The organism is Streptomyces tubercidicus (assembly GCF_027497495.1).
GTDB classification, from domain to species: domain Bacteria; phylum Actinomycetota; class Actinomycetes; order Streptomycetales; family Streptomycetaceae; genus Streptomyces; species Streptomyces tubercidicus.
Genome location: NZ_CP114205.1, coordinates 708,532 through 734,529 on the forward strand (window position 1 = coordinate 708,532; position 25,998 = coordinate 734,529).

Annotated in this window: 22 protein-coding genes; 9 read left to right on the forward strand and 13 right to left on the reverse strand. The window is 69.8% G+C overall.

The features are described 5' to 3' along the window. Positions 1–310 precede the first annotated feature (310 nt). The 6 genes from STRTU_RS03200 to STRTU_RS03225 all read right to left on the reverse strand — a co-directional run bounded on the left by STRTU_RS03200 (position 311) and on the right by STRTU_RS03225 (position 6,449). Positions 311–595 carry an acylphosphatase gene (locus STRTU_RS03200; RefSeq protein WP_174878798.1) on the reverse strand — a complete coding sequence of 95 codons (285 nt, stop codon included), beginning with the start codon at positions 593–595 and terminating at the stop codon, positions 311–313. A 70-nt stretch (positions 596–665) separates the two neighbouring features. Further along, a complete protein-coding gene (locus STRTU_RS03205; RefSeq protein WP_159742134.1) occupies positions 666–1,439 on the reverse strand; it encodes a DUF72 domain-containing protein in 774 nt (257 codons plus the stop codon). Positions 1,440–1,593: 154 nt separating this feature from the next. Continuing rightward, on the reverse strand, positions 1,594–2,751 hold the full coding sequence (locus STRTU_RS03210; protein WP_159742135.1) for an XdhC family protein: 1,158 nt from the start codon (positions 2,749–2,751) through the stop codon (positions 1,594–1,596). Further along, entirely contained in the window at positions 2,744–4,891 is a 2,148-nt protein-coding gene (locus tag STRTU_RS03215) for a xanthine dehydrogenase family protein molybdopterin-binding subunit (protein ID WP_159742136.1), read from the reverse strand. The genes STRTU_RS03210 and STRTU_RS03215 overlap by 8 nt, the downstream gene beginning before the upstream one ends. Then, positions 4,888–5,880, reverse strand: coding sequence for an FAD binding domain-containing protein (locus tag STRTU_RS03220; protein ID WP_159742137.1), 993 nt, complete (start codon positions 5,878–5,880; stop codon positions 4,888–4,890). Before STRTU_RS03220 ends, STRTU_RS03215 begins: the two co-directional genes overlap by 4 nt. After that, positions 5,877–6,449 (reverse strand): 2Fe-2S iron-sulfur cluster-binding protein, encoded by a 573-nt coding sequence (locus STRTU_RS03225; RefSeq protein WP_159742138.1) that lies wholly within the window; start codon positions 6,447–6,449, stop codon positions 5,877–5,879. Before STRTU_RS03225 ends, STRTU_RS03220 begins: the two co-directional genes overlap by 4 nt. A 342-nt stretch (positions 6,450–6,791) precedes the next feature. Here STRTU_RS03225 and STRTU_RS03230 point away from each other — a divergent pair, with 342 nt between their 5' ends. Continuing rightward, on the forward strand, positions 6,792–7,370 hold the full coding sequence (locus tag STRTU_RS03230; protein WP_159742139.1) for a TetR/AcrR family transcriptional regulator: 579 nt from the start codon (positions 6,792–6,794) through the stop codon (positions 7,368–7,370). Between the two features lie 116 nt (positions 7,371–7,486). On the opposite strand, the gene STRTU_RS03235 is transcribed toward STRTU_RS03230, so the two are convergent. The 5 genes from STRTU_RS03235 to STRTU_RS03255 form a co-directional block, all read right to left on the reverse strand. Continuing rightward, positions 7,487–8,104 (reverse strand): MBL fold metallo-hydrolase, encoded by a 618-nt coding sequence (locus STRTU_RS03235; protein ID WP_159742140.1) that lies wholly within the window; start codon positions 8,102–8,104, stop codon positions 7,487–7,489. A gap of 22 nt (positions 8,105–8,126) precedes the next feature. After that, positions 8,127–9,266, reverse strand: a complete 1,140-nt coding sequence (locus STRTU_RS03240) for a trypco2 family protein (RefSeq protein ID WP_159742141.1) — start codon at positions 9,264–9,266, stop codon at positions 8,127–8,129. Further along, positions 9,250–10,245, reverse strand: a complete 996-nt coding sequence (locus STRTU_RS03245) for a caspase family protein (protein ID WP_159742142.1) — start codon at positions 10,243–10,245, stop codon at positions 9,250–9,252. Before STRTU_RS03245 ends, STRTU_RS03240 begins: the two co-directional genes overlap by 17 nt. A 13-nt stretch (positions 10,246–10,258) precedes the next feature. After that, entirely contained in the window at positions 10,259–10,603 is a 345-nt protein-coding gene (locus STRTU_RS03250) for an effector-associated constant component EACC1 (protein ID WP_159742143.1), read from the reverse strand. A gap of 116 nt (positions 10,604–10,719) precedes the next feature. After that, positions 10,720–11,214 carry a MarR family winged helix-turn-helix transcriptional regulator gene (locus STRTU_RS03255; RefSeq protein ID WP_371873549.1) on the reverse strand — a complete coding sequence of 165 codons (495 nt, stop codon included), beginning with the start codon at positions 11,212–11,214 and terminating at the stop codon, positions 10,720–10,722. 245 nt (positions 11,215–11,459) lie between these two features. Between STRTU_RS03255 and STRTU_RS03260 the strand changes: the two genes are divergently transcribed. After that, positions 11,460–12,134: a DUF4142 domain-containing protein gene (locus STRTU_RS03260; protein ID WP_159742144.1), complete on the forward strand. Its 675-nt coding sequence runs from the start codon at positions 11,460–11,462 to the stop codon at positions 12,132–12,134. Positions 12,135–12,143: 9 nt separating this feature from the next. On the opposite strand, the gene STRTU_RS03265 is transcribed toward STRTU_RS03260, so the two are convergent. Next, positions 12,144–13,286 (reverse strand): substrate-binding domain-containing protein, encoded by a 1,143-nt coding sequence (locus STRTU_RS03265; protein WP_159742145.1) that lies wholly within the window; start codon positions 13,284–13,286, stop codon positions 12,144–12,146. 570 nt (positions 13,287–13,856) lie between these two features. Between STRTU_RS03265 and STRTU_RS03270 the strand changes: the two genes are divergently transcribed. The 7 genes from STRTU_RS03270 to STRTU_RS03300 all read left to right on the forward strand — a co-directional run bounded on the left by STRTU_RS03270 (position 13,857) and on the right by STRTU_RS03300 (position 23,348). Next, on the forward strand, positions 13,857–16,217 hold the full coding sequence (locus STRTU_RS03270; RefSeq protein WP_159746661.1) for an ATP-binding protein: 2,361 nt from the start codon (positions 13,857–13,859) through the stop codon (positions 16,215–16,217). Positions 16,218–16,242: 25 nt separating this feature from the next. Beyond that, positions 16,243–16,674, forward strand: a complete 432-nt coding sequence (locus tag STRTU_RS03275; protein WP_018088646.1) for a roadblock/LC7 domain-containing protein — start codon at positions 16,243–16,245, stop codon at positions 16,672–16,674. A 52-nt stretch (positions 16,675–16,726) separates the two neighbouring features. Then, positions 16,727–17,170 (forward strand): DUF742 domain-containing protein, encoded by a 444-nt coding sequence (locus STRTU_RS03280; protein ID WP_371873663.1) that lies wholly within the window; start codon positions 16,727–16,729, stop codon positions 17,168–17,170. Next, positions 17,118–17,756, forward strand: coding sequence for a GTP-binding protein (locus STRTU_RS03285; protein ID WP_159742147.1), 639 nt, complete (start codon positions 17,118–17,120; stop codon positions 17,754–17,756). Before STRTU_RS03280 ends, STRTU_RS03285 begins: the two co-directional genes overlap by 53 nt. Positions 17,757–18,087: 331 nt before the next feature. After that, a complete protein-coding gene (locus STRTU_RS03290; RefSeq protein ID WP_269777329.1) occupies positions 18,088–19,806 on the forward strand; it encodes a PKD domain-containing protein in 1,719 nt (572 codons plus the stop codon). A 339-nt stretch (positions 19,807–20,145) separates the two neighbouring features. Then, positions 20,146–21,105 carry a LysR family transcriptional regulator gene (locus STRTU_RS03295; RefSeq protein WP_159742149.1) on the forward strand — a complete coding sequence of 320 codons (960 nt, stop codon included), beginning with the start codon at positions 20,146–20,148 and terminating at the stop codon, positions 21,103–21,105. Between the two features lie 218 nt (positions 21,106–21,323). Continuing rightward, entirely contained in the window at positions 21,324–23,348 is a 2,025-nt protein-coding gene (locus STRTU_RS03300) for a collagenase (RefSeq protein WP_159742150.1), read from the forward strand. Between the two features lie 94 nt (positions 23,349–23,442). Here the strand turns inward: STRTU_RS03300 and STRTU_RS03305 are convergent, their stop codons facing one another. After that, on the reverse strand, positions 23,443–25,986 hold the full coding sequence (locus tag STRTU_RS03305) for a tetratricopeptide repeat protein (RefSeq protein WP_159742151.1): 2,544 nt from the start codon (positions 25,984–25,986) through the stop codon (positions 23,443–23,445). Positions 25,987–25,998: the final 12 nt, after the last annotated feature.

Sequence of the window (25,998 nt, forward strand, 5' to 3'; positions counted from 1 at the left end):
GGTCCGAAGCCGGATGTCTTATCTCACCCATGGTGGTTGATTCCACCACGTGGGAGTCGGGGCGGTCTCTTGATTTGGCGCTCGGCCCGGCACCCGTGATGGCGGTTACCACCACTCGTTGAGCGCGGCGACCAGTACCGTCGCCTCGTAGCGGACGGCAAACCTGTCGTACCGGGTCGCGACTGCCCGGTGCCTCTTACGCGGGGCGCCCCCCTCAGGGTTGCGCCTCGCGCCGGGGCGCCTCGCGCCGGGCACCCCCAGGGCGCCGGTCCATGCCGCGCCCAGCCCGGCCCAGCCCGGCCCGGCCCGGTCAGACCCCTCCGGCTGTCGGCCGGATCTCGAAGCCCGTCAGCCCCTCCGGCTCCTCCTCCCGTACGGACACGGCGTCGACGGTGGCCAGAGGCGGGCCCTGGTGCGCCCAGTCCACCAACTCCCGCACGCTCTCGGGCTCTCCCTCGCACACCGCCTCCACCGTGCCGTCCGCAAGGTTGCGCACCCAGCCGGACACCCCCAGCTCGTCGGCCGTGCGGCGGCAGGTGTCGCGGAAGAACACGCCGTGCACGTCGCCGGAGACCACCATCCGTCTGCGGATCATCCGTGTCTCACCTCGTCAGCTCGTTCGCCCGGCCCGGCGGTACGAGCGCAGATATATCCCGGCGCCATGGTCACCGGGTGGCGCCACGCCCGGATGGGGCACGGCTCACGGAGCGGCCCGTGGCCGCCGCGGCACGGGCGAAGTGGGTGGCGTCGCGGACGGCCGCGCCGCCCGGGTCGTTGTTGAAGTAGGTGTAGACGTCGGCCCCGGCCGGCCAGGTGTCGGCGATCCGGCGTGCCCAGGTGGTGAGCGCCTGTCTGCCGTAGCGCGGCCAGGGTTCCGCGCGGCCCTCGTGGAAGCGCAGATACCCCCAGTCGGCGGTCCGCCACAGGGGCGTCACGGGTCGGGAACCGCGGTCCGCCCAGCACAGCGCGGCGCCCCGCCGCTCCAGCACCGTACGGATCTCCGCGGTCCACCACGAGGTGTGGCGGGGCTCGACGGCCACCCGGGTGCCGGTGGGAAAGCAGCGGAGGCAGTCGTCCAGCAGCTCGGCGTCCGCCCGTAGCGTGGGCGGTAGTTGGAGCAGGACGGGACCGAGACGGGGGCCGAGGGCGGCGGCCCGCGCCATCAGCCGGCCGACCGGCTCCTGCGGCTCGCGCAGCCGCTTGATGTGGGTCAGATAGCGGCTTGCCTTTACGGCCATCACGAACCCGTCGGGGGTCCGGTCCCGCCAGTCCGCGAAGGTCTTCTCCTCGGGCAGCCGGTAGAAGGCGGCATTGCTCTCGACGGTCGCGAAGTGCCGTGCGTACTCCTCCAGCCACAGTCGCTGCGGCCGGTCCTGTGGGTAGAGGACATCGCGCCAGTCCTTGTACTGCCAGCCGGAGGTTCCGACGAGGACGGTCATGACCGCATGCCTGCCCGCTCGGGGGCGGGGCGTATCAGCGGGACGTATCAGCGGGGCGTATCAGTCGCCTGCTCTGTAACCCGTCATCTCGCCCGCCCTCTCGCGGGCCGTCTCGCGGGCCACCTGGGTTCGGGCGGCCCGCGAGGCGGCCGCGTTATGCGGCCGCATGCGGTCCGGTCGCGCCCGGTATTCGTTCGTTCGCGTCGTGGTGAATGGGGGTTTGCGAGCCGGTCAGGGGTACGCCCGTGCCGCCCTGGCGTACGGCGACGATCTCGGCCGCGATCGACAGGGCGGTCTCCTCGGGCGTACGGGCCCCGAGGTCGAGGCCGATCGGGGAGTGCAGCCGGGCCAGTTCGCGCTCGGTGACGCCGGCCTCGCGCAGCCGGCGATTGCGGTCCTCGTGGGTGCGGCGGGAGCCCATCGCGCCGACGAACGCGACCGGCAGCCGCAGTGCCTCCGTCAGCAGCGGGATATCGAACTTGGCGTCGTGGGTGAGCACGCACAGGACCGTGCGGCCGTCGGTCCCGGTGCGCCGGAGGTAGCGGTGCGGCCAGTCGACCACCACGTCGTCGGCCTCCGGGAAGCGGTCGCGGGTGGCGAAGACGGGGCGGGCGTCGCACACCGTCACGTGGTAGCCGAGGAATTTCGCGGTACGCACCAGCGCCGCGGCGAAGTCGACGGCGCCGAAGACGATCATGCGGGGTGGCGGCACGCTCGACTCGACGAACAGGGTCAGCGCGCTTCCGCAGCGCGATCCGCGCTCCGAGAGGGCGAAGCTGCCGGTGCGGCCCGCGTCGAGCAGGGCGCGGGTCTCGTCGGCCACCGCGCGGTCCAGCTCCGGAGGCCCGTCGAGGCCGCCTTCGTACGAGCCGTCGGGGTGCACGAGCAGGGCCCTGCCGAGGAGCGCGGCGGGGCCACGGGCCACGAGGGCGAGTGCCGCCGCCGCTCCCCCGCCGACGGCCGTCAGCGCCGCCGCCCACACCTGCCGGTCCGGTGTGTCAGCGCGCACCGGCGTGACCAGGACCTCGATGGTTCCGCCGCAGGTCAGGCCCACCGCGAAGGCATCCTCGGGGTGGTCGCCGAACCGCGCCGGCACCGCCCGGCCGTCCCGGAGCGCCTGGACACACAGGTCGTGGACCGCCGCTTCCACACAGCCGCCGGAGACCGAGCCGATGACCGTGCCCCGGCTGTCGACGGCGAGGGCGGCGCCCGGGGTGCGTGGCGCACTGCCGTCGACGGCCACGACCGTGGCGACGGCGAACTCCCGCCCCTCCTCCAGCCAGCCGTGCAACGTCTCGGCGAGGTCAAGCATCCCGGTCTCCTCCTGGTGCGGTTGCGGCCGCCAGGACACGGTCGGGGCGGATCGGCAGGTGCCGGTGGCGGACGCCTGTCGCATGCCAGACCGCGTTGGCGATGGCCGCCGCGGCTCCCACGATCCCGACCTCGCCGATGCCCTTGATCCCGACCGGGTCGTCGGGGTCCGGGTCGTCCACCCAGTCCGCCTCTATGGGCGGGACATCGGCATGCGCGGCGAAGTGGTAGCCCGCGAGATCGGCGCCGACATGGCCGCCCGAGGCCTGGTCCCTGACCGCCTCCTCGTGCAGCGCCATGGACAGTCCCCAGGTCATGCCGCCAATGAACTGGCTGCGCGCGGTCAGCGGATTGACGATTCGGCCCGCGGCGAAGATGCCGAGCATCCGCCGCACCCGCACTTCGCCACTCGCGATGTCCACGGCGACCTCGGCGAACTGCGCCCCGAACGTATGCCGTTCCTTCTTCGCCAGCGCCATGACGGCCTCGCCGGTGTCCGAGCGGGCCGTGATCCCCTGTGGCGGGATGCCGCCGCCCAGGGCCAATTGCTCCCGCAGCTCGCTCACCGCGGCGGTGATCGCCCAGGCCCAGGAGCGGGTGCCCATCGAGCCGCCGGCGATCATCGCCGGGCCGAAGTCGCTGTCCGCGATCTTCATATGGATGCGTTCCGGGGCCACTTCCAGTGCGTCCGCGGCGACCAGGGCCAATGCGGTCCGGGCCCCGGTTCCGATGTCCGCCGCGGTGATCCGTACGGTGAAGGTGCCGTCCGCCTCCGCCGTCACAGCGGCCGTGGACGGAGCGACGCCCGAGGGGAACGTGGCCGCTGCGGTGCCGGTGCCGAGCAGCCAGCGCCCTTCGCGGCGGGTGCCGGGACGCGGATCGCGGTCCGCCCAGCCGAACCGGCGGGCGCCCTCCTCGAAGCAGGCGAGCATCCTGCGGCTGCTGAAGGGCAGACCGGAGACCGGCCCCACCTCCGGTTCGTTGCGGGCGCGCAGCGCGATCGGGTCCATGGCGCACTTCTCGGCGAGTTCGTCGAGCGCGGACTCCAGCGCGAACGAGCCCGGTGCCTCGCCCGGTGCGCGCATCCAGCTCGGTGTCGGTACATCGAGCGGGACGACGCGGTTGACGGTGTAGTGCGCCTCGGCGTCGTACATCGGCCGCCCGAAGTCGGCGCTGCGCTCGATGAATTCATGCACGGTCGAGGTGAGGGACTCCGCCTGGTGGTCGAATGCGCGCAGCCGCCCGTCGGGGTCGGCGCCGAGCCGGATCCTTTGCGCCGTGGGGCTGCGGTAGCCGACGACGGAGAACATCTGGCGGCGGGTCAGGACGACCCTGACCGGGCGGTGGAGGACGGTGGCGGCCATCGCGGCGAGCACCACATGCGGGCGGGTCGCCTTGGCGCCGAAGCCACCGCCGACGTGTTCGGACCGTACCCGCACCGAGTCCGGGTCGAGCGAGAACAGCTTCGCCAGTTCATCCGCCACGAACCTGCTGCCCTGATTGGAGTCGACGACCTCCAGCCGGCCGCTGTCCCAGCGCGCCATCGCCGCATGCGGCTCCAACGGGCTGTGATGCTCTTCCGGTGTGGTGTATTCGGCGTCCACGACCACCGCGGACGCGTCGAGTTCGGCCTCCAGGTCCCCCTTCGCCGTCTCCGCCGCCGACATGGGGGAATTCTCCGGTGTGTACATACCGGGGCGCCCCGGGGAGAAGGCGACGTCGTGCGGCTCCTCGTCATAGCGGACGATCAGAGTCTCGGCGGCTTCCCTGGCCTGCTCCGGGGTTTCCGCGACGACCAGCGCCACCGGCCAGCCGACATGCGGCACCCGGTCGTGCTGGAAGACCTGCAGGATCGGGTCCGGTGAGCCGAGCGGCCCGGTGTAGTCCCCGCTGACGCGCGGTGCGTTGCCGTGGTGCAGGACCGCGAGGACGCCGGGCATGGCCAGGACGGGCGCCGACTCCACGGAGCGGATACGGCCGCGGGCGATCGTGGACAACACCAGCCAGCCGTGGGTGAGTTCGGCGAACGGGATCTCGCTCGCATAGCGCGCCGCTCCGGTGACCTTGTCCCAGCCCTCCAGACGGGTGTGGGCGGCGCCGACGGCCCCGGTCACCGCGCGGGGTTCCGTGGTGGTGGTCATCGAGTGGCCTCCTCGGTGAGTTCGCTCAGCACGGACACGACGAGGTTGCGCATCAGGGTCACCTTGTATCCGTTGTGGGGCAGCGTCTCGGCGGCGGCGAGTTCGGCGTCCGCGGCGGCGGCGAACGCCTCGGCGTCCGCCGGGCCCCCGGTCAGCACCCGCTCGGCCTCCCGGGCCCGCCACGGCCGGGACGCGACCGCCCCGAAGGCGAGGCGCACGTCCTGGACGACGCCCTCCCGGACGTCGAGGGCGGCGGCGACCGAGCCGATCGCGAAGGCGTAGGACGCCCGCTCACGCACCTTCCGGTAGCGGGAGGTGGCGGCGACCGGCGCCGGCGGCAGGGTGAGGCCGGTGATCAGCGCCCCGGGCGGCAGCGCGGTCTCCCGGTGCGGGGTGTCGCCCACCGGCAGATAGAAGTCCGCGAGCGGCAACTCGCCCGGCCCGTCCACGGTTTCGTACGAGACCACGGCGTCGAAGGCGGTCAGTGCCACCCCCATGTCCGAGGGGTGGACGGCCACACAGTGGGCGGAGGCGCCCAGGATGGCGTGGTTGTGGTGCTCGCCCGCGACGGCGGGGCAGCCGCTGCCGGGGACGCGCTTGTTGCACGGCTTCGCCGGGTCGGTGAAGTAGCCGCAGCGGGTGCGCTGGAGCAGATTCCCGCCGACCGTGGCCATATTGCGCAACTGCCCCGAGGCACCGGCCAGCACGGCCTCCGCCAACGCCGGGTAGCGCCGCCGTACTTCGGGGTGGGCGGCGAGATCGCTGTTGGTGACCGTCGCGCCGATGTGCAGACCGCCGCCGTCCCGGGGCTCGATCCGGCCGAGCGGCAGGTCGCGTACGTCGATGAGCAGCGCGGGCCGTTCCACCCCGGACTTCATCAGGTCGACGAGGTTGGTGCCGCCGCCGAGACAGCGGGCGTCAGGATCGGCGCCGAGCAGTGCGACCGCCCCGGGGACGTCGAACGCCCGCTGATAGCCGAATTCCCTCATACCGCCATCTCCCCTTCCGCCGAACCGGTCGTCCGTCCGGCCGCCGTCTCCGCTGCCTGGGCCACCGCCTGCACGATCGACACATAGGCACCGCAGCGGCACAGATTGCCGCTCATCCGCTCCCGGATCTCCTCGGCGGTCAGCGCCGGTGGGCCCGCTTCGGGGCGTAGGTCGGCGGTCGCGGCACTCGGCCAGCCCGCCGCATGCTCCTCTATCACCGCGATGGCCGAGCAGATCTGCCCCGGTGTGCAGTAGCCGCACTGATAGCCATCGAGGTCGAGGAAGGCCTGCTGCACCGGATGGAGCCGCGCTCCGTCCGCCACACCCTCGATGGTGGTGATCTCGCAGCCCTCGGCGGCGACCGCGAGCTGCAGACAGGAGACGGCCCGGCGCCCGTCGAGCAGCACCGTGCACGCACCGCACTGGCCGTGGTCACAGCCCTTTTTGGTGCCGGTGAGATCGAGCTGCTCGCGCAGCGCGTCGAGCAGGGTGGTGCGGTGGTCGACGGGCAGCGTGCGCTTTTCGCCGTTGATGTTCAGGGTGATGACGCTGGACGTCGATGGGGCCATGATCAGCCTTCTTTCGCGTGGGTGAGGCGCGGCAGGTCGGCCCGGTGGCCAAACTGGCCGGCCAGGACGTCGAGCTGTCCTTGTCGCGAGAGAGCGGGGCGTCGAAAGGGACGGCCTCGCGTGCGGTTCGGGAGGATTGCGCTGTACGTGCGGGCGTCGACAGGGGTTCCTGCGGCGGGTGCGGTGGGACGAGGGGCCGGTCGCTGTGTCCCGGCCGTCCACGCCGGCCGCATCCGGCGGTATGGTGGACCTAAGCGGACAGCTGTCCGCTGGATTCTGAATCTACCGGACAGCTGTCCGCTTAGCAAGACCGATCCGTCCGTGATTTCGGGAGGAGGACGAGTGCAGCAGAGAAAGCCCGCGCCGGTGCGCTCGGACGCGCAGCGGAATCGCGACCGCATTCTGGAAGTCGCCCTGGAGGAGCTGACGCGGTCGGCCGACGCCCCGCTGAGCACGATCGCGAAGAAGGCGGGCGTCGGACAAGGGACCTTCTACCGCAACTTCCCCAACCGCGAGGCGCTGGTCCTTGAGGTCTACTGCCATGAAGTGCAGCAGGTCTCCGACACCGCGTCCCAGCTGCTGGAGACCCGCGCACCCGACCAGGCCCTGCGGGAGTGGATGGACCGCCTCGCCCAGTACGCCATGGCCAAGGCCGGTCTGGCCGAGGCGATGCGCAAGGCCACCTGCACACACGGCAGTCTGGCCGGACTCGGGCACGGCCCGGTGACCTCAGCCGTCACCCTCCTCCTGAGGGCGAACGAAGAGGCCGGCACCATCCGCCCGGGGGTGACCCCCGACGACTTCGTCCTCGCCATCTCCGGCCTCTGGCAGATCGATCCGCACAGCGACTGGCAACCACGCGCCGAACGGCTCCTGGACCTCGTCATGGACGGCCTGCGCGCCGGCGCGCCCGGGGCCTGAGCGACACCGCGCGTCCGGGCGGGCTGAGCGAGCGCCGTACCGGATCGCCGGACCGGCTGAGCGAGCGCCGTCCGGGATCGCCGGACGGGCCGGAAGTTACCGTTCCGGGCCCGCAGTCAGCGCTCCGAGCAGGGCGACACCGCCCCCGGCGGCACCCAGCTGTAGCACCCGCCCGCTTCCTCGCCGAGCCAGCCGTTGACGCTCTGCAGACCCCGCTCGTTGATCTGCGCGTCATGGATGCCGTAGGCGCGTTCCGGCCCGATCGCCCGGACGAAGTCGATGGCCTCGGACGTGCGCAGCCACGATGCCTGCACGGGCACGAGCAGGGTCTCCACCGGCTTGTCCGGCACATGGAGCGAGTCGCCGGGATGGTAGAGGCGCTCATCGATCAGATATCCGAGGTTGGCGCAGTCCGGGAGATCGCCGTAGATCCGCGCATGCCGACCGCCGTGCGCCGTGACAGGGAAGCCGGCCGCGCTGAACTCCTCGCCCGGCTCCACCTCGATGACATCCAGGAGGCCGCCGAAGTCCGCGCCCTTGGGTGCGTAGACGGGCGCGCCGAGTCCCTTGAGCCGCAGCACGTCGACGTGGTCGGCATGTTCGTGCGTCACCAGGATCGCGTCGGCACCGTGCAGCGCCCGTGCCTCGCTCCAGATGCCGGGGTCGATGACCAGTGTCCCGGCCCCCGGACGCTCCAGCCGGACACAGGAATGTGTGTACTTGGTAAGACGCATGGCCCCTCGCAAAGACAACTCCCTAAATCCTGTCCGTCACATCCACGCTCCGATAGGCCAGCTCGCGTGGTGTCAGCGTGAGCTTCAGCCGGTGCCTGGCCGTGGCGGCCGACGAGGTGCCGCCGGCGTCCGTGATCACCCAGGTGCGGACACCGGACCGTGCCCGGGGGTCGCGTTCCAGCTCGACGGTGAACTCCAGCTCGATCGGTCCCATCTCGAACTGCAGGTCACCGCCGTCGAACGTGCGGGTGGCCGCGCGCAGATCGTCGCGTACGGCCTGCACCGCTTCGGTGAGGTCAATCCGGTTCCGGTCCATGCTCCGCTGCTCTCTGTGTGGCTGTGCGACATCGTCGACGGGTTCAACACGATGGATCTCTACATGCGCCGGGATGCTGCCCAATCCCGAGGTGGCCGAGTACGCGTCGGCCTCGGCGGCCAGGTGGTAGGCGGACAGCGCCTCGCCCGCGACGTCCCCGCTCCCCTGCTCTCCTCCCGCCAGTACGGCGTGCAGCTGCTGGGCCCGGCTCCGCTCCGCCGCCAGAGCCGAGTTGCCCGTCGTGGAGAGCCGGTCGTACAGCGTGAGGGACTCTTCCAGGAGGGCCAGGGCCTGCTCCCACTCGGCGCGGGAGGCCAGCAGGGTGGCGAGATTGTGCAGACCACGCGCCAGTTCCGGTGCCACGCTCGGGTCCTCCTCGAACAGTGCCCGGTATCCCCTGATCGCCCGTTGCGAGGCAGCGACGGCCTCCGCCGTGCGTCCCGATGAGCCGAGGATCAGCGCGAGGCATTCGAGCGCGTTGCAGCGCAGCCGCTGCGCGGGCGGCCGGAGCTGTGCCGGCAGGGTGTGGGTGAGCGCGATGCATTCCTGCAGTACGTCCACCGCCTCTTCGGACGCCCCGACCTCGGCCAGACAGAGCCCCAGCTGTAGCAGTGCATGCGCCAGGCCGGTTCCGACGGAGCGGTATCGGTCGAGGAGTTGCCGGTGGATCCCCGCCGCTTCCTGCGCGAGGAGGAGGGCTTCCTCCCCCTCGCCCGCGGCACGAAGCCGCTGGCAGGCGTGCAGGAGGCGACCCGCGAGCTGCGGACCATGGGCCCGGAAGTCGCCCTCCGCCTGTACGCGCAGCCGGTCGATCTCCCCGCTCCGCTTCCTATCCAGCGCGCTCATCGTCACCCCCGATGGCCATGGCTTGTTGCAGCAGCCTCAGTGCCAGTGCGGAATCAAAGATGTCCGCGCTTCCCACCGGCGTGTGCCAGCTCATGAGTTTGGCCGGTCCGTCGTCGTTCGGTGGGGCGGCCACAGCGGTGTCGTCATCGTGTGCCGCCTCCGGGTTCCGGACGACAGCGGTTTCCGGCACCGCGACGGAAAGGGGTGCGTCCGGTGCCGTCAGACTCTTCACCAGCGCCAGCCGACGAGCCCCGCCCATCGAGGCGATCAACGGAGTGTGTCGAAGCTCCGCGGAGGTCATCGCAGCCTTTGTCCCGTCGAAGACCGCTGCCAGATCACGCACCTCACCGGCCTGGGTGGCGGCCTTCAGCGTGGCGAGGAAATGCCCCGTGAAAGCCGTGTGATCCGCGCCGTCCGAGTCCTGGGACGGCTGGTTGGGGCCGCTGGAGGCAATGACACAGACACCGTCGGCGTGTTCGTCGGGCAACTTCTCGTCGAGCGGGATCGCGACCTCGGGTTCGCTGAGGCACAGGTCCCCCGCGCCGCTCAGCAGCCCCGTGGCGACACCGCTGAAGCAGCAGTCCAGGACGATGATCCTGACCGCGGCCGGGGAACTCCGGACCAGCCGACGGACCGTTTTGTACGCCAGCCCCGTGGTTTCGATCGAATCGGGGCTCGACGACTGGGAGGCCAGATAGAGGTCGCCGTCGACTTTCCAGCCGTGCCCCACGTAATAGAGCAGCAGAACGTCGGTGGCGGACTCGGCGGCCCGTTTGATGGCGACCCGCATTCCTTCGCCCGTCCGCGGATTCGCGACCATACGGCACTTTTCGCGGGGAAAGCCTCCGCCGTCGGCCGGTGCGAGCAGACTGCGCAGCCCCGCGAGATTATGAATCGCGGCCGGCACCTCGGGGAATTCGTGATCCTGGTACTCCGAGACGCCGATCAACAGGGCATACGAAGCGTCGAACCGCGGCAATCGGGCCAATGCTTCACTCGTCGTCAAGCTGTCGGACGACGCGCTCGATTTCGTCGGCGTCCGTTCCGCTCACCGTCATGACCCTGCCGTCCCGCTCGAAACTCACGGAAATCTGCGGGGCGTTCATCTTCTTCCACTGGGCGACGGTGTAGCCCAAGGACGCCGCGCTGAAACCGGAGCCGACGACCAGCTGCACCAGATCGAGCACAAATCCCAGCTCGCCCTCGACCGGCTCGGCGCCGACCAGCCGCACCTCGGCATGTTTGCGGGCGTCCGGTTCATCGAGCAGCCATTGGTGGAGGCTTGCGGCCAACTCCCCTGCGGCGTCCGGCGCTTCACACCGGATCGTGATCTGCACAGCAAGCCTCCGGGCCCGAGAGAGGGAATGTGGACCGAGCATAGAGCCACGCGGTGTGCCCGGACGGCACTTTGCCCACACCGCGGCCGCCGCCGCTCCTCCGGGGCCTCAACACCTCACCCCAGCGGATGCGCCTCCACCGCGCCCACGGGTGGTTCGCCGCCCGCCTCGTTGAAGGCCGTGAGCGCCTTGATGAGCGAGGCCCGCTGCGCGGGGGCGAGGCGTTCGACGATGGCGCTGATCTCCGCGCGGCGGCGGGCGGTGACCTCCTCAACCGTGCGCCGCCCCTCGTCGGTGAGCTGGAGCAAGGTCTCGCGCCGGTTGCCGGGGTTGGCCTGACGGAGTGCCAGACCTGCCGTGATGAGCCGGTCCACCATGCGCATCGCGGTCGACGGGGCGACCTGGAGCAGTTCGGCGAGGACAACGAGCTTGGTGGCGCCGCGTGTCGAGAGCACCACCAGCATCCGCAGCTGCGGCAGCGTCACCCGCTCCTCCACCTCGCCGAGTGACCGCGCGGACACCGCGACCAGCAGTCTCGACGCCGTGAGCACCGCTCGGGTCACCGCATCCACATCGTCCATGCCCCGCGTGGGGGCCGCGCGCTCCGCCATCCCCCCTTTCTACCGCCATGGATCTCGCGGCGCCGCCGACGGACCGTCGGCCGGCAGGCGCTACGCGTACAGCGCCCTCTCGCGCGCACAGGCCGCGCATGGTAGCCCCTCGTCGCCACCCGTCACAGGGATTTGCGCATGGCCGCTGAATCAGCTTCTTTGCTCAATGCAAACGTTAGCGTGACCGTGCCCCAACAGCCCCATGGCGACAGCGCTCCGGCGACCCTCGCGCGCAATCAGGAGGCATGATGCAATCTCATGCGCGGAAAACCCAGCCCACTTCGCACCGTGGCCGTCTGGTAGCCGCCACGGTCGCGCTCCTCGCGGTCATCGCGACGGTTTCCGTGTGGCTCGCACAACGGGACAGCTCCGCCAACGAGTCGGCCTCCGCCCATCTCCACGCCGCGGACGCGGCCCCGGCCGGACCGGAGGGAGGTAATGCGGGCGCCGTCTCCGCTCTGGACAAGACCTTCCTCACCAAGGTCCGGCAGGCAGGGCTGTGGGAGATGCCGGCGGGCCGGCTCGCCCAGACGCACGCATCGAGCGAGTCCATCAAGCGCGCCGGTATGCATCTGCTGGAAGGGCACAGCAAACTGGACCAGCTGGCCCGTGAGGACTCCGAGGCGCTGAGCGTGCCCATCCCCGACCAGGCCAGCGCCGAACAACAGGGCTGGGTGGCCCAGTTGAAGAAGGCCCGGGGCCGGGAGTTCGACCAGCTCTTCGTGGACCTGCTCCGCGCCTCCCACGGCAAGATCTTCATCACCATCGGCGAGGTCCGTGCCACCACCAAGAACACGCTGATCCGGCGGTTGGCCACGCAGACCAACAACACCGTCCAGGACCATATGGAGGTACTGGAGGACAGCGGTCTGGTCACCGATGACACCCTCGATGACGTGGCGTCGACCATCCCCAAGTGACCAGCGGCGTCAGGCGCCCCAGATCTTGCGATATGCCTGCCGGTAGCCCTCGGAGTCCCAGGACAGTGCGCCGCCACTGTTGGCGGCGGTGGCGATGTGGACGGGGGCGACGTACCCGCTGTCCGGGGCGTCGGAGAAGGCGCGGTTGAACTCGTCGATGATCTGCCAGCCCTGTTCGGAGAGCGGCTCGGGCACGGTCGCGGCCTGGAACTCCTTGCCGTTGACGCGCTGGAAGGCCGAGGGGTCGCCGTCGCCGGCACCGATGTTGAACGGGGCGCCCGCACCGTCCTTGCCCTCGGCACGCAGCGCGGCGGCGGCGTGCTGGAAGTACAGGTCGTTGATGGCCGCGGAGTAGGTCCACTTGCTGCCGAATCGGGAGAGCAGGGAGCGGACTTCCTTGATGGACCGGCGGTTGACCTCGGGAATCGGCATGTTGGTGTAGCTCAGCAGCTTGGTGTCCGGGCAGGTGGCGAGTTCCTTCTTGATCAGATCCGACTTGCGCTTGGCGAACGGCACCGTGGCGTCGGTGAACAGGACGACGCCCGCGCGTCCGTTGGACCGGGCGATGATCCAGTCGGCGCTGATCTTCGCGACGTCCTCGACCCGGGAGGTGATGTTGCTGAAGAGCTGCGGATCCTTGCTGGGGCCGGGAGTCGGGGCGGCGTGCCAGCCGATCAGCGGAATGCCTTCCGCATGGGCCCTCTTGACCTCCGCCGGTGCCGTCCCGGGGTCGAAACCGCTGATGACGATGCCGTCCGGCTTGAGGCGGAGGGCCCGCTTGAAGGCGGCCCGGAGACCTTCGGGCGTGCCCTCGCCGTTGAGGGTGCGGGCCTGCCATCCGACGATCTTGGCGGCTTCCTGGACACCCTGGGCGACTCCGGCGACTCCGGGGTTGGTCAGGGTCTGGGCTATGTAGACCACGGTCTTGTCACGGACGGCCTTGGGTCCGGTGGTGGGCCCCGTCCAGGGGGCGTTGACCGCTTCCGCCTTCTTCACGGCTTGCTTGGCCCTGGCCAGGGTGGTGGGGCAGCCAGGCTTGGCGGAGCCCCGGTGGGACGACGCGGTGGCGCCCGCGCCGGGTTCACAGCCGGCGGAGGCGGCCATGACCAGGAGGGCGGCGGCTGTCACGACGGCCTTGCGGGTGGGGTGCACGGGACTCCTCGCAGCGCAGGATGAGGATACGGGTCGGTGTGGGGGGAGACAGGTTACGGGTGCCGGTGCGCAGCGGGGCATCCGCCTTCGGGACGGTACGGCGCGAACCTCCGGCGCCGGGCCCCGGTCCGGAACAAGTCGGTCCGCGCGCCCCGCTTCCCACGGAATCCAGCCAATCTGCCCTTCAGTCGGCACCGCCTTCCGTAAGGAGACAACGCGCCAAACATGACAAAGAGTTGAATACCGAGCGGCCATTGGTAGTCATGTGTTGCCTGTGCATGCACAAGCGGTAGTGTTCACGGCCGGTTGGGTATGTGGCGCAAACCGTTCGCTCGCGTTTGGGGCGAAACGCCTAAACGTCGCTTTCCCCCGGTCGTCGGCGGTCGGCAACAACAACACCTCGGTCACCGCTCAAGAGCACGTCGTAAGGAGGCCTGGGTGTCTGTGGACACAGTGGACCCGTCACACGAGGCGGACCGGTCCCGGCGTTCACCGATGCGGCCGCGGTTCCGTGAGCAGGCGGTCGCCCTCCTGGACCGATGGCCGTTCCGGCGGAAGCTCAATGTGCTGGTGATCGCGCCGGTCGCGGTCGTCGGCGTGCTGCTGGCCCTCGGCGTCACCACCCAGGTGGGCAAGGCCCAGGACGCCGGCCGGACCGCGGAGCTGGTCCGCGACAGCGAGCAGGTCGCCAAGCTGATCAACGACGTCCAGGCCGAACACCGGCAGGCGCTGCTGCTGTCCGTGGAACAGGAGTCGGCCCGGCCCGGTGCCACGCTGCCCTCCACCGCCGTCTACCGCGAGGCGCAGCGCACGACCGACGACCAGGTCAGCGCCGTGCACTCGGCGTTCGGGCCGAACCTGCCGAAGGACGAGGCGCGGGCCCTCCAGTACATCCGGAGCCTCGCGGTGCTGCGCGACAAGGTCGAGCGGGGCTCGGTCCCGCCCGCCGGTATCGATCCCGCGTACGCCGCCGCGGTCGGGTATCTGATCGACGGCATCGGCCTGGACCGCTTCATCGGCACCTCGTCGTCCTCGGTCACCCATCTCCTCGACACGGTCCTGCGCGCCGACGCCGCCCATGCGGGCTTCGAGACCGGGGTGTTCTCCGCCCAGACCCGCGACGCCAACGCGCTCACCGAGTACACCCGGGCGGTCGGCGACCACAAGCTCTACGACGAACAGGCCGAACGCTTCGCCCGGATCGCCACCCCCGACCAGGTCCTGCGCCTGGGCGGGATCGAGCGGGCCGCGGAGGAGAACGGCATCGAGGCCCAGTTCGCGGAGCTCCAGATCGACCCCGCCTCCCTTCAGGGCCAGAGCCCGGAACAGCTGCGAAAGGCGATCGACGCCGGAACCCGGCAGGCCGGTGCCCGTCTCGACATCACCCAGTCGCTGACCGAGCAGATCGCCGCCCGCGCCGACGGACTCTCCAAGAGCGCCCTGGACTACGCGATGGCGATGCTCGGCCTGGCCCTGCTCGGCTTCGCGTCCTGGCTCACCTTCTCGGTGCTGGTCCGGCGCTCGGTCGTACGTCCCCTGACGGCCCTGACCGGCGCCGCCCAGCAGGTCGTCGATGTCGCCGGTGAGGAACTCGCCAGGGTCGAGGACGACGAGTCGCCGGAGCACACCCTGCTCCAAACGCGGCCGATCCCCGTCCCGGTCCGTGACGAGATCGGCCATCTCGCCGAGGCGTTCAACCAGGTGCAGGTCACCGCCGCGGCGCTGCTGGAGCGGCAGGTGCTCAGCCGGCGCAATGTCGCCGAGATGTTCGGCAACGTCGGACGCCGGGTCAGCAACCTCACCTCACGCCAGCTGGTACTGATCGACGCGGTGGAGCGCGAGGAGACCGACGCGGACGTGCTGGAGCGGATGTACCGCATCGACCACATCGCCGTACGTCTCCAGCGCAACGCCGACAGTCTGATGCTGCTGGCCGGCATCCGGGACCCCGAAGTGGAGGCCCGGCCGACCACCCTGGTCGACGTCATCCGGGCCGGACTCGGCCAGATCGAGGGCTATCAGCGGGTGTCCCTGCGGTCCGAGACCGAGGTCACCGTCGGCCCCGATATCGTCGACGACCTCACGCTGATGCTCGCCGAACTGTTGGAGAACGCGGTCTCGTTCTCCCCGTCCGACACCCGCGTCGAGGTGGTCGTCCGGCCCGGCACCGACATCACCTCGGACGGCGGTGCCTTGATCGAGGTCATCGACCACGGCCTCGGCATGAGCGCGGAACGTCTCGACGAGGAGAACGCCCGGCTGGTCCGCCGGGAGCGGCTCGACCTGGTACCGACCAAGGTCCTCGGCCTGTTCGTGGTCGGAAGCCTCGCCCGGCGCTCGGGCATCCGCGTCACCCTGAGCCGTACGCCCGGCGGCGGGGTCACCAGCACGGTCTGGCTCCCGTCCGCGCTGCTGCTGGCCGTGCAGCCCGCCGTCTCCCCGTCCGCGACAGCGGAGGTGACCGGGGACCGGGCCGCGTCGGCGCCGCCGGCGCTCCCCGAGCCCAAGGCCACCGCTCCCGCGCCCGAGGCGGCCCCCGCCACCTCTCTGCCCGTGCGGAGCACCGCGCAGCCGCCCGAACGGCGGCCCGCCGCCCCCGCGCGAGAAGGCGCGCTCCCCCGGCGCGTCCCCCAGCGCAGGGACGAGGAACCGGCCGACTCCGTGCCCGAGCCACGGTCGGCGGACTCCGCCCGCCCGCTGCGTCGGCGGGTACGGGGCGCGACGCTCAACAGGACCGCCCCGCCGGCCGACCGAGGAACCCAGGACATGCGCCAGCCGGTCGACGCCGACGCGGTCCGTTCGGAACTCGACGAATTCGAAGCCGCCGTACACCGGGCCGAGCAGGAGAGTGCTCCGGCCCCGAGGGACCCAGCTCCCGCGCACCATCAGCAACCCAGGAAGGAGTCGGGCAGTGACGACGCCGACAGGTAAGAGCGGTTCCGAACGTCCGGAACCCATGGATCTGACCGCCGCGGCGGCCGACTTCACCTGGCTGCTCGACCGGTTCGCCACCCAGACCGCCGGTGTCGTCGACGCCATCGCGGTGTCCTCCGACGGCCTGCTGATCGCCGTCTCCCAACTGCGGGAGCAGGCCGACTCGGAGCGGCTCGCGGCGATCGTGTCGGGCGTCACGAGCCTGGCCGCCGGCGCGTCCGGCAACTACGGGCTCGGCGGCCTCAACAAGGTCATCATCGACTTGGAGGGCGGCCATGTCCTGGTGTCGGCCATCGGCTGCGGTGCCGTCCTCGGCGTGGTGACCTCGAAGGAAGCCAAGCTCGGCAACATCGCCTATGAGATGACGCTGTTCGCCAACCGAGCCGGGAGCGCGCTCACCCCCCAGCTGGTGCTGGAACTCAAGAAGAACGCCGGCGCGGCACCGGCCCGCTGACCCGTCCCACAACCGCGGAGGCCGGGGTGCAGGTGTTGAGAAGAGGAACATGATGGCGGCCGGTGAACCAGAACCGAACGAGGCGGCGGGCAGCGCCCCGGAGCCCTCGGAGCCGTTCGGCCGCGCTCCCGCGATCCGGCCCTTCCTGCTGACCGCCGGCCGGGTGGCGGGGGGCGGGGCCGGCCCGCCGCTCCCGGTCGAGACACAGATCGTGGCGACCTCGTCCGGGCTCGCCGCCCTGGGGTCGCTCGCCTTCGAGCAGCACGACATCGTGGCCGGCTGCCGACAGCCGCAATCGGTGGCGGAACTGGCCGCGCGGCTGCGTCTCCACCTCAACGTGGTCCGGGTGCTGGCCGAGGACCTGCGCACCGCCGGACATCTGGCGGTCCATGTCCCGAACGCCGGTACAACCCAGGACATTTCCGTACTGCGAAGGGTTATTGATGGTCTCCGTGCCGTCCCCGACTCACGGGACAGACTCCGTGACAGCGGTTGAACAGCCGCCGCTTCCGGTCAAGCTGGTCATCGCCGGCGGCTTCGGCGTCGGCAAGACCACGGCCGTCGGCTCGATCTCCGAGATCCGGCCGCTGACCACGGAAGCCGCCATCACCGAGGTCGCGGCGGGCGTCGACGATCTCACCCACACCCCGGGCAAGACCACCACCACGGTCGCCATGGACTTCGGCTGCATCACCATCGACCCGACGCTGAAGCTCTATCTGTTCGGCACGCCGGGCCAGGACCGGTTCGGGTTCATGTGGGACGACGTGGTCGAAGGCGCGCTCGGCGGCCTGGTGATCGTGGACACCCGCCGCCTGGACGACTGTTACGCCGCGGTCGACTACTTCGAGCACAAGGGCATCCCCTTCGCCGTCGCCGTCAACGCGTTCGACGGCGAAGTCCACCACCAACTCGACGAGGTCCGCTGGGCGTTGGACGTCTCCGACCATGTACCGCTGGTCGTCTTCGACGCCCGCAACACGGGCTCGGTCCGGGATGCCCTGCTGGTCGTCCTCGAAGTCGCCCTGTCGCGGGCGGAAGGCGGGGCGAAGGACGGGGCGGGAGGCGGGGCGGCGGGCTGACGCCTGGCACCTCCCTCACCTGCCCACTCTCCGTTGCCTGCCCACCACCCGTAACTACCGGTAAGTGATCAGTTTCACTTGGTACGGGACCCCGCTCGCAGACTCCGTCACCTTCCCGGCTGTCATGATCCCTACCGATGCGGAATTCAGCTGATTCGGATTCCGTACGGAGCGAAATGACAGCGAAACCAGGGGTGTTGGCGTGAGATTAGCGTGGTCGCGGTGGGCGGTACGGCGGCGGACGGGCGGCGGTACGGGATCCGGTCCGGGAGCCGTTCCAGGCGGGCGGCCGGGGGTGGCCCACCGCTCCCGGACGCCGAGGCGCATCGCGGTGGTCGGCACCGTCGCCGTGCTCCTCGGCCAGCTCCTCGGCGGGCTCCCCGCCGCGGCACAGCCCAGCTCCTTGCCCGGATCGGCGTTCCCGCTCGTCCTCGATGTGGACATGACGCCGAACCCGGTGTGCAGCGGACCCGTACACGGCCGGGTAGAGGTCTATGACCCCGCCGCGGCGAAAGCCGGAGACACCGTGGAGTGGCGGGTACGCGCCGGAGCGAAGCAGCTGGCCGGCGGCCGCCTCGCCATGACCGACAGCGTCGGCACGGCGAAATTCCGTATCCCCTTCGACCGGGTACCCGCTACCGAGACCGCCGTGCAGATCGACGCCCGTATCGCCGCGTCATCCGGGGACGAGGCACCCGGCCGCTACGGCAAGGTCTGGCGGGACACGATACGGCGGGGGTGCAACCCGGTGCGGGTGGCATCCGTCGGTGACTCCGTGGTCTGGGGCCAGGGCCTGGACCACGACCAGAAGTTCCCCTATCTCACCGGTCAGGCGCTCGGCCGGGAGACCGGCCGGGGCGTTCAGCACATGGACTACTCGATCTCCGGAGCGGTCCTCGACGCGCCCGAGCTGCCCGCGCACAACGATGACGCGGCCTGTCTGCGCAGGACCGAGAAGCAGGACCCGGACGGCGACGGGGAGATGGAGTTCGGCGAGGTCACCCAGCAAATGCCGGATGTGTTCTGCCAGTTGGAAAAGGCGGGCGCGCAGGCACGGGCGGGCGGCTACGGCCTCGATCTGGTCGTGATCAACGGCTGCATCAACGATCTCGACCCGTTCTTCGGCATCGGTGTCGGCATCACCCCCGGCTCGGAGAGCCTGCCCGAGGCGGTGAAGCGCGAGTGCTCCGGTGTCGGCGCGGCAGCGGAGAACCCGGCGAAGGATGTGCCCTACTTCAGCGGCGCGAAGGTCGGATACGGCGGACGCGGGATGCGCGCGGCGATCGAGAAGGCCCACTCCCTGCCGGGGCACCCGAAGGTGCTTGTCGCCGACTTCTACTACGCGCTGAGCCGCAGCAGTTCTCCGCTCCCGGTGAAGCGCTGTTCCGTCCCGGGCGTCACCGGAAAGCGGCTGGCCTCCTGCAGGGGCGCCCTCGGCAAGGTGGCCGAGCGCTATGAGCAGTACACCCAACTGGCCAACGCCGCCTACCGTCAGGCAGCCACTGCCGCCAACCACGCATCCCCGGACGGCCCGTATGCGACGGCGGGCGACGGACTGTTCACCGTGGACAATGCCGTGCTGTCCCCGGACTCCAAGGTCTGGGCCACCCCGGTGACCGACCCGGCGTTCCCGCTGCGCACCCGGGCCTGCCCCGAGCTCAGCGCCACTCGACTGCAGTGTCTGAGCGCGGCCGTCGGCCACCCCGACATCGCGGGCGCCCGCCAGTACGCCGACTCCTTCCTCCTCAACCCGAGCCTGCGCGAGTGGTTCCGCCTCCCCCGGCAGGGCCCCCGGGCCGAGCTGAAGGCCCCGAAGCAGGCCCAGGTCGGCAGTGAGGCACCCCTGTCGGTGACGGTGGACGGAAAGGCACCCGCCGCCGGTTACCGCTACCACTGGTACTTCGGCGACGGCACACAGCAGGAGACGGACAAGGCAGCCGTCACTCATACCTACGACCATCAGGGGCCCTGGCTGCCACGGCTCGTGATGACCGGCCGGGACGGGAAAAAGGTTCTGGTCGAGACGCCGCGGGCGCTTATCGCGGACTGAGCAGCACGGGGTGCACGAGGTGGTCCACGGGGTGCACCCCTGACGAGCACCACACAAGGAAAGCACCCCCAAGGGGGCGGCTCGCAGACGCGGGCCGCCCCTCTTTGGCTGGCCGCCCCTCTTTGCTCGCCGCCCTTCTTTGCTCGCCGCCCCTTTTTGCCCGCGCCCCCTTTGCGCGCCGTCCCGGAACACACCCCCCGGCTCTGGCGCAAGCGCGCAGAGAACGATGAGGTGGGCTTCCACGCGTCGAACTGTCGGACAAGGGCCGCGCGCCCGGCACCGCCCCGCCGTGACACGGGACGGTCCGGACAGGGCAGCGCGGACGGGAGGAGTGCGGGCATGGAGTTGGAGCTTCGGCACCTGAGAGTGCTGTGTGCGATCGCCGACGCCGGGAGCGTGGGCCGGGCCGCCTCGGACCTGGGGTATTCGCAACCCGCCATGAGTACCCAACTCCGGCGGATTGAGCAGCACTTCGGCCATCCGTTGTTCGAGCGGAACACCTCGGGTGTGGAACTGACCCGGTACGGCACGGAGGTCCTGGCCCAGGCCCGCGACGTACTGGCCCGCGCCGCCGCGATCGGGCGCCGGCCGGCCGCAGACGGTACGAGAACCCGCCGTCCCCTGCGCCTGGCCGCGACCAACTCGCCGGTCCTGGCCGGCATGCTCATCCGGCTCCGCAGCCGACTGCCCGAACTCGCACTCACGGTGAGCAGCGTGTATCCGTCCTCGGAGATCGTCGAACTCCTGGAGCACGGCGAGGTGGACGCCGCGATCGCCGCGGACTACCCCGGGCGGGAACTGCGGCACTCGGCCGCCGTGACCCACCGCGGGATCGTCACCGAGCCGTGCTTCGTCGCCCTGCCCGCCGGGCACCGACTCCGGCACTGCCCTGAGGTGACGCTCGCCGACCTGGCCGACGACGCGTGGTTTCTGACCCCGGACGACGGGGCCGGCTGGCCGGGGGTGTTCTACGCGGCCTGCCGGGCGGCCGGATTCACCCCGGCGGCGGTCCATGAATTCCTGGGCGACCAGCAGCAGTTACAGAACATGATCGCCGAAGGCATCGGGGTCTCCGTCGTGCAGGCGACCCTCCGGCCGATCCCCGACGTCCTCGTCAAACCCCTGGCCGGCACCCCTCTGTGGTGCCGCTATGTGCTGGCCTGGCGACGCGAAGGCGTGGCCGACGAGGTGGCGGAAACCCTCTTCAGCTGCGCCGCCGCGGCCTACCGGGCTCTCATCGCCCAGTCACCACACTTCCGGACCTGGGCCTCCCGAACCTGGAGCGTGACGAGACCGTAGGTCCGTTCCCGGCACCCGGTACCGTCTTCGCCCAACTGGCTTAAGCAGACGACCACTTGGCCGCGACATCGCCCGTCAAGCCCTCCCTCCCCGGATGTTATGACGAACCCACCCCAGGTGCTATGTCACACCTTATTGTCGCGGCCCGTGTGCGCTGAGAAGGTGCCACTCACGCCTCAGCTCGATCCCGAGGCGCATCTGTCCACCAAGGAGCATGGATGCGCTACCCCCACCGCTTCCCCCTGCCCAGATGCCTGGCCGGCGGACTGGCCGTCTGCCTCGCCACGGCCGGTCTGCTGGTCTCACCAGCACTGGCGGCGCCCCACTCACCGGACGCCGACCGGGCCGTCACCACCTCCCGGACCACCGCCGCCTCCCGGACCGTCCCCGGCCCCGTACCACCACCGACCGGCTCGACAGTCGCCGCGCCGACCGGCTCGAAAATCGCCGCGAACGAAAGGCCCGCACTGCAGGGCCGACCGCGCGGCGTCGCCCAACTCCCCCCGCTCAGCGCGAAGAATCCCCCCACTTCTTCGACTGCGCCGACGCACCAGAACGGCGCGGAGCACGGTGCCGCGGCCGCCTGCAGCCCCTCCGACTTCGGCAGCCGGACCGGCCCCGAACTGGTCACCTTCGTCAAGGGCTCGACCACGGACTGCGTCAACACTCTCTTCAGCGTCACCGGCAAGGACGCGCACGACATCTTCCGCGAGGAGCAGATGGTCACCGTGGCCAACGCCTTCCAGGGCGGGGCCACCACGTACCCCGGCAACAACTCGGAACAGGTGTGGCAGCTGGTGCTGTTCCTGCGCGCCGGCTACTACGTGCAGTACAACCACCCGGACGACGTCGGCAGCTACGGCCCGAACCTGGCAGCGGCCACCCGAGGCGGCCTGGACGCCTTCTTCGCCAACTCGCATTCCAGGGAGGTCACTTCGGACAACGGCGGCATCCTGGGCGAGGTCCTCATCCTCTCGGACAGCGCCAACGACCAAGGCCACTACCTGAACACCTACAAGCAGGTGCTGAGCGCGTACAACAGCTCCTACGACGACATCCCGAGCATGCTGGCAGCCGTCAACAACGTCTACACCCCGCTCTGGCGCGGCAACTGGAACCCGGAATACGTCAAGGCGGTCACGGCCGATCCGAGCATCATCGACACCCTCAACACCTTCGCGCTCAACCACCTGGACATGCTGGGCACCGACAAGTCCTACCTCGACTCCAACGCCGGGATGAACGTCGCCCGGTACGTCGAGCATGCGGCCCTCCAGGAGAAGGTCCGGCCACTGATGAAGGGCCTGCTGGACGCCTCGAAGATCTCCGGTCCGACCGCGCCCCTGTGGGTCACCGTCGCGTCCCAGGCCGCCGCCTATGACCAGGCCAACTGCTCATACTTCGGCGTCTGCGACCTGCGCGACCAGCTGACCAAGGCCGCCCTGCCGGTCACCCACACCTGCGATGCGACCCACACCGTCAAGGCACAGTCGCTGACGCCCGCGGAACTCGACACCACCTGCGCCAGCGTTCTGGCCCAAGGCCCCTACGTCCAGAACCTGGTCAAGAACAACGGCCCGATCCCCAACCAGTACGAATCGACGATCGAGCTCGTCGTGTTCGGCAGCCGCGCCGACTACCAGACCTACGCCGGGGCCATCTTCGGCGTCGACACCAACAACGGCGGCATCACCCTGATCGGGGACCCCACCAAACCCGACAACAAGCCGATGTCCATCATGTACCAGCGGAGCGACGACAACGGCTTCCCGGCCCGGATCTGGAACCTCAACCACGAGTACACGCACTACGTCGACGCCCGTGACGACATGAAGGGCGACTTCAGCCAGCAGACATCGGTCCCGGACATCTGGTGGATCGAGGGCCTCGGCGAGTACGTCTCCTACAGCTACCGCAAGATCACCAACGACGAGGCGGTCACCGAGGCCGGCAAGCACACCTACAAGCTGAGCACGCTGTTCCAGAGCACCTACAACAACAGCGACGTGACCCGCACCTACCCCTGGGGCTACCTCGCCGTCCGCTACATGTTCGAGAAACACCCCCAGGACATCGCCACCATGCTCGAACACTTCCGAACCGGCGACTACCCCGGCGGCTACGCCGTCTACAACACCATCGGCACCCGCTACGACGCCGACTTCGACACCTGGCTCACCACCTGCGCCACCAACAACTGCACGACCAAGCCTGCCCGTTCACCACAACACCCTCGGACCTGACCGTCCCACCTGAACACAGCCGGCCTCGGCCCCGGTGCTCTTGGCGCCGGGGCCGAGGCGGCATCAGGCATGAGCGCCCTCAACCCCGTCCGTGTCAACTACCGCCGGAGAGGAGCGAAGCGGCTTGCTCAGATACCTCGTCCGCCTCCTGAGCCCGCCCAAGATGGCGGAGGTAACGGGCAGCGGTGTTCAGCGTCGCGGCCGCCTCCTCCCTGTCGCCCAATTCGCGCAGCAGGGCAGCACTTCGCATAAAGGCATCCACGGCCTCGTTTTCGCGCTCGCTCTCCTCGCTCTCCTCGCTCCCGCTGCCCTCGTCGGCCTCGTCGGCCTCGTCGCGGGCGTCTGCCAGAGCGAGACCAAGACCCGTCAGCGCCTCGCTCTGTGTGCGCTTGTCGCCACGTTCCTCACCTACCGTCAGACCCTCGCGGTGCGCCCGGATCGCTTCAACGGGCCGCCCCATGCTCCGGAGGGTCACGCCGAGAGAGTGCAAAGCCACAGCGCGGGCGGGCGGGTCACCCACTTCATGCCACAATTCGGCCGCGCCGGCGAACGCATCCACCATCTCCTCGCCCCGATTCAGCCGACCGAATGCGACTGCTAGTCGGTACTGGGCCGCGGCTGCTTCACGGCGGTCACCCAGCTCCTGCAGCAGGGAAAAACCCTCGCGACAGCACGAAAGCGATTCTTCGAGTTGCCCGATCCTGACGTACATATCACCCAGGGCGCAGAGTACTTTTGCCGTTCGTCGATGCTCACCGAGTTCCCGCCAAAGCTCCAAGCTCAGCTTCTCGGCTTCCACTGCTTCCCTCAGCCGGTCGGCGCTCGCCAGTGTCCCTGCGAAATAGTGCAGCGCGGCGGCTTCCGCATCCTGTTCCAAGCCCTGACGGGTCAACAGGGCTCTGCGATGAGCCTCGATGGCATCATCGTGTCGCCCCAGCGAGCTCAGCGCCGAGGCAAGTTGCTGCTCCGCCATGGACGCGCCCCGCCAGTCCTGTCGCTCATGGCAGATCACCCGCGTCCGAGTCGCAGCCGCAAGGGTCTCCTCATACCGTCCGGCGTTGAGGAGCGCGTGTCCCAGCGTGTGCTGTGCCCAGAATTCACTGAGTGAGTCGAGTCCCGTGCCCCCAAGAGCCGACTTCGCGAACTCGACCCAATCGCCATACAGGCGCCGGTGCTCAAGATAGTCCTCCAGCGCCACCAACAAGGCAAAGCTCAGCTGAGCTTGGGGAAGCGTGGGGGCGACGGGAGCAAGAGCCAAGAGGTTCGGGTACTCTGTATCGAGCCATTTCAATGCCTGTTTGAGCGTTTCGAAACGGGTGGCGGGAGCACGCTCCGACCGCAAGTGCGTGGTGGCGTCGTACGCCACACCGATCAAGTGGGTCAGCAGCGCCGTCATTCCCTCCATCCCGGAGTCATCCGGCTCCGCCAGCTCATGAGCGAAGAGGCGAACGAGGTCGTGGAGGCGCCATCGGCCGTACTCGGATCCCGTCTCGATCAGATGCGAACGGGCCAAGTCCTCCAGTATCCGCTCGACCCCGTCGTACGACCGGCCATCACTGTGTGCAGAGTCGTCGGAGTCGCCTTCCTGGTGAGCGCTGAGCAGAATGGCGGCACTTTCCGTGCAGATATCAGGGCCGGGATGCCGGGCCAGCAGCCGTAGTGCTCGGGCGTGTTCTTGGGACAGCTGCTGGTAGGAAAGCTCGAATGCCGCGCGTACGTGCATATCGCCATGCTTGAGCCTGTCGAGCCGCCGCTGTGTATCAGCGAGGCTGTGCGCGATGGACGCCAACGGCCGTTGGGGGAACTCCGCCAAAAGAGCCGACACAATCCGTAGGGCCAGGGGTAAGTGCCCGCAAAATCGTGCAATGTTCGTCGCTTCTCGGAGTTCTTCATCGACCCGTGTGTCACCAGGCCGGGCATGGCGAACGGCGTCTCGCAGGAGGCCGACGGAGTCCCGGCCGTCCAAGGCGCGCAGCTCGATCAGCCGGGCGTTGACGAGGTCGGCGAGGGTGCGACGGGAGGTGACCAGCGTCGCGACGTCCGGGTCGGACGGCAGCAGGGGACGGACCTGCTCGCTGGTTCCGGCGTTGTCCAGGACGACCAGGACACGTCCCCGGTGCTCCGCGTGCGAGGTCAGCACTGATCGATAGAGCTGAGACCGTTCTTCCAGCCCGCTAGGCGTCTGGTCATCGGACACGCCCAGCGCGCGCAGCAGCAACTCCAGCGCGCGGTCGGGCGCGAGGCGGTGCCGACGGTCGTCACCGTGGAGATCGACGAACAGCACCCCACCCGGAAACCAACCATGGCTGCGAAACGCCCGCTGCGCGGCCTGAACCACCAGCTCCGTCTTCCCCACCCCACCGAGACCGGCAACCACGGCGACGGGTACGACCCTTGTGGCCACCCCTTGCGGGTGCAGCACTTCATCCAGTCCGGCGAGAGCGGCCTCACGACCGGTGAATGTCGGCGACGGTGCGGGCAACCCACAGAGCGCCGGAATCGCCGGCCGCGACTGCTGCAGCGTCACATGCCGGGCCTGCACCACCGTATCGAGGAACACCCCACCGCTGATCACATTTCGCATCTCCGAGCCGGATACGCCCCCGTCCCCCGTACCGAAAGCGTCTGCGCCGGTCATCTCTCTCCCCCC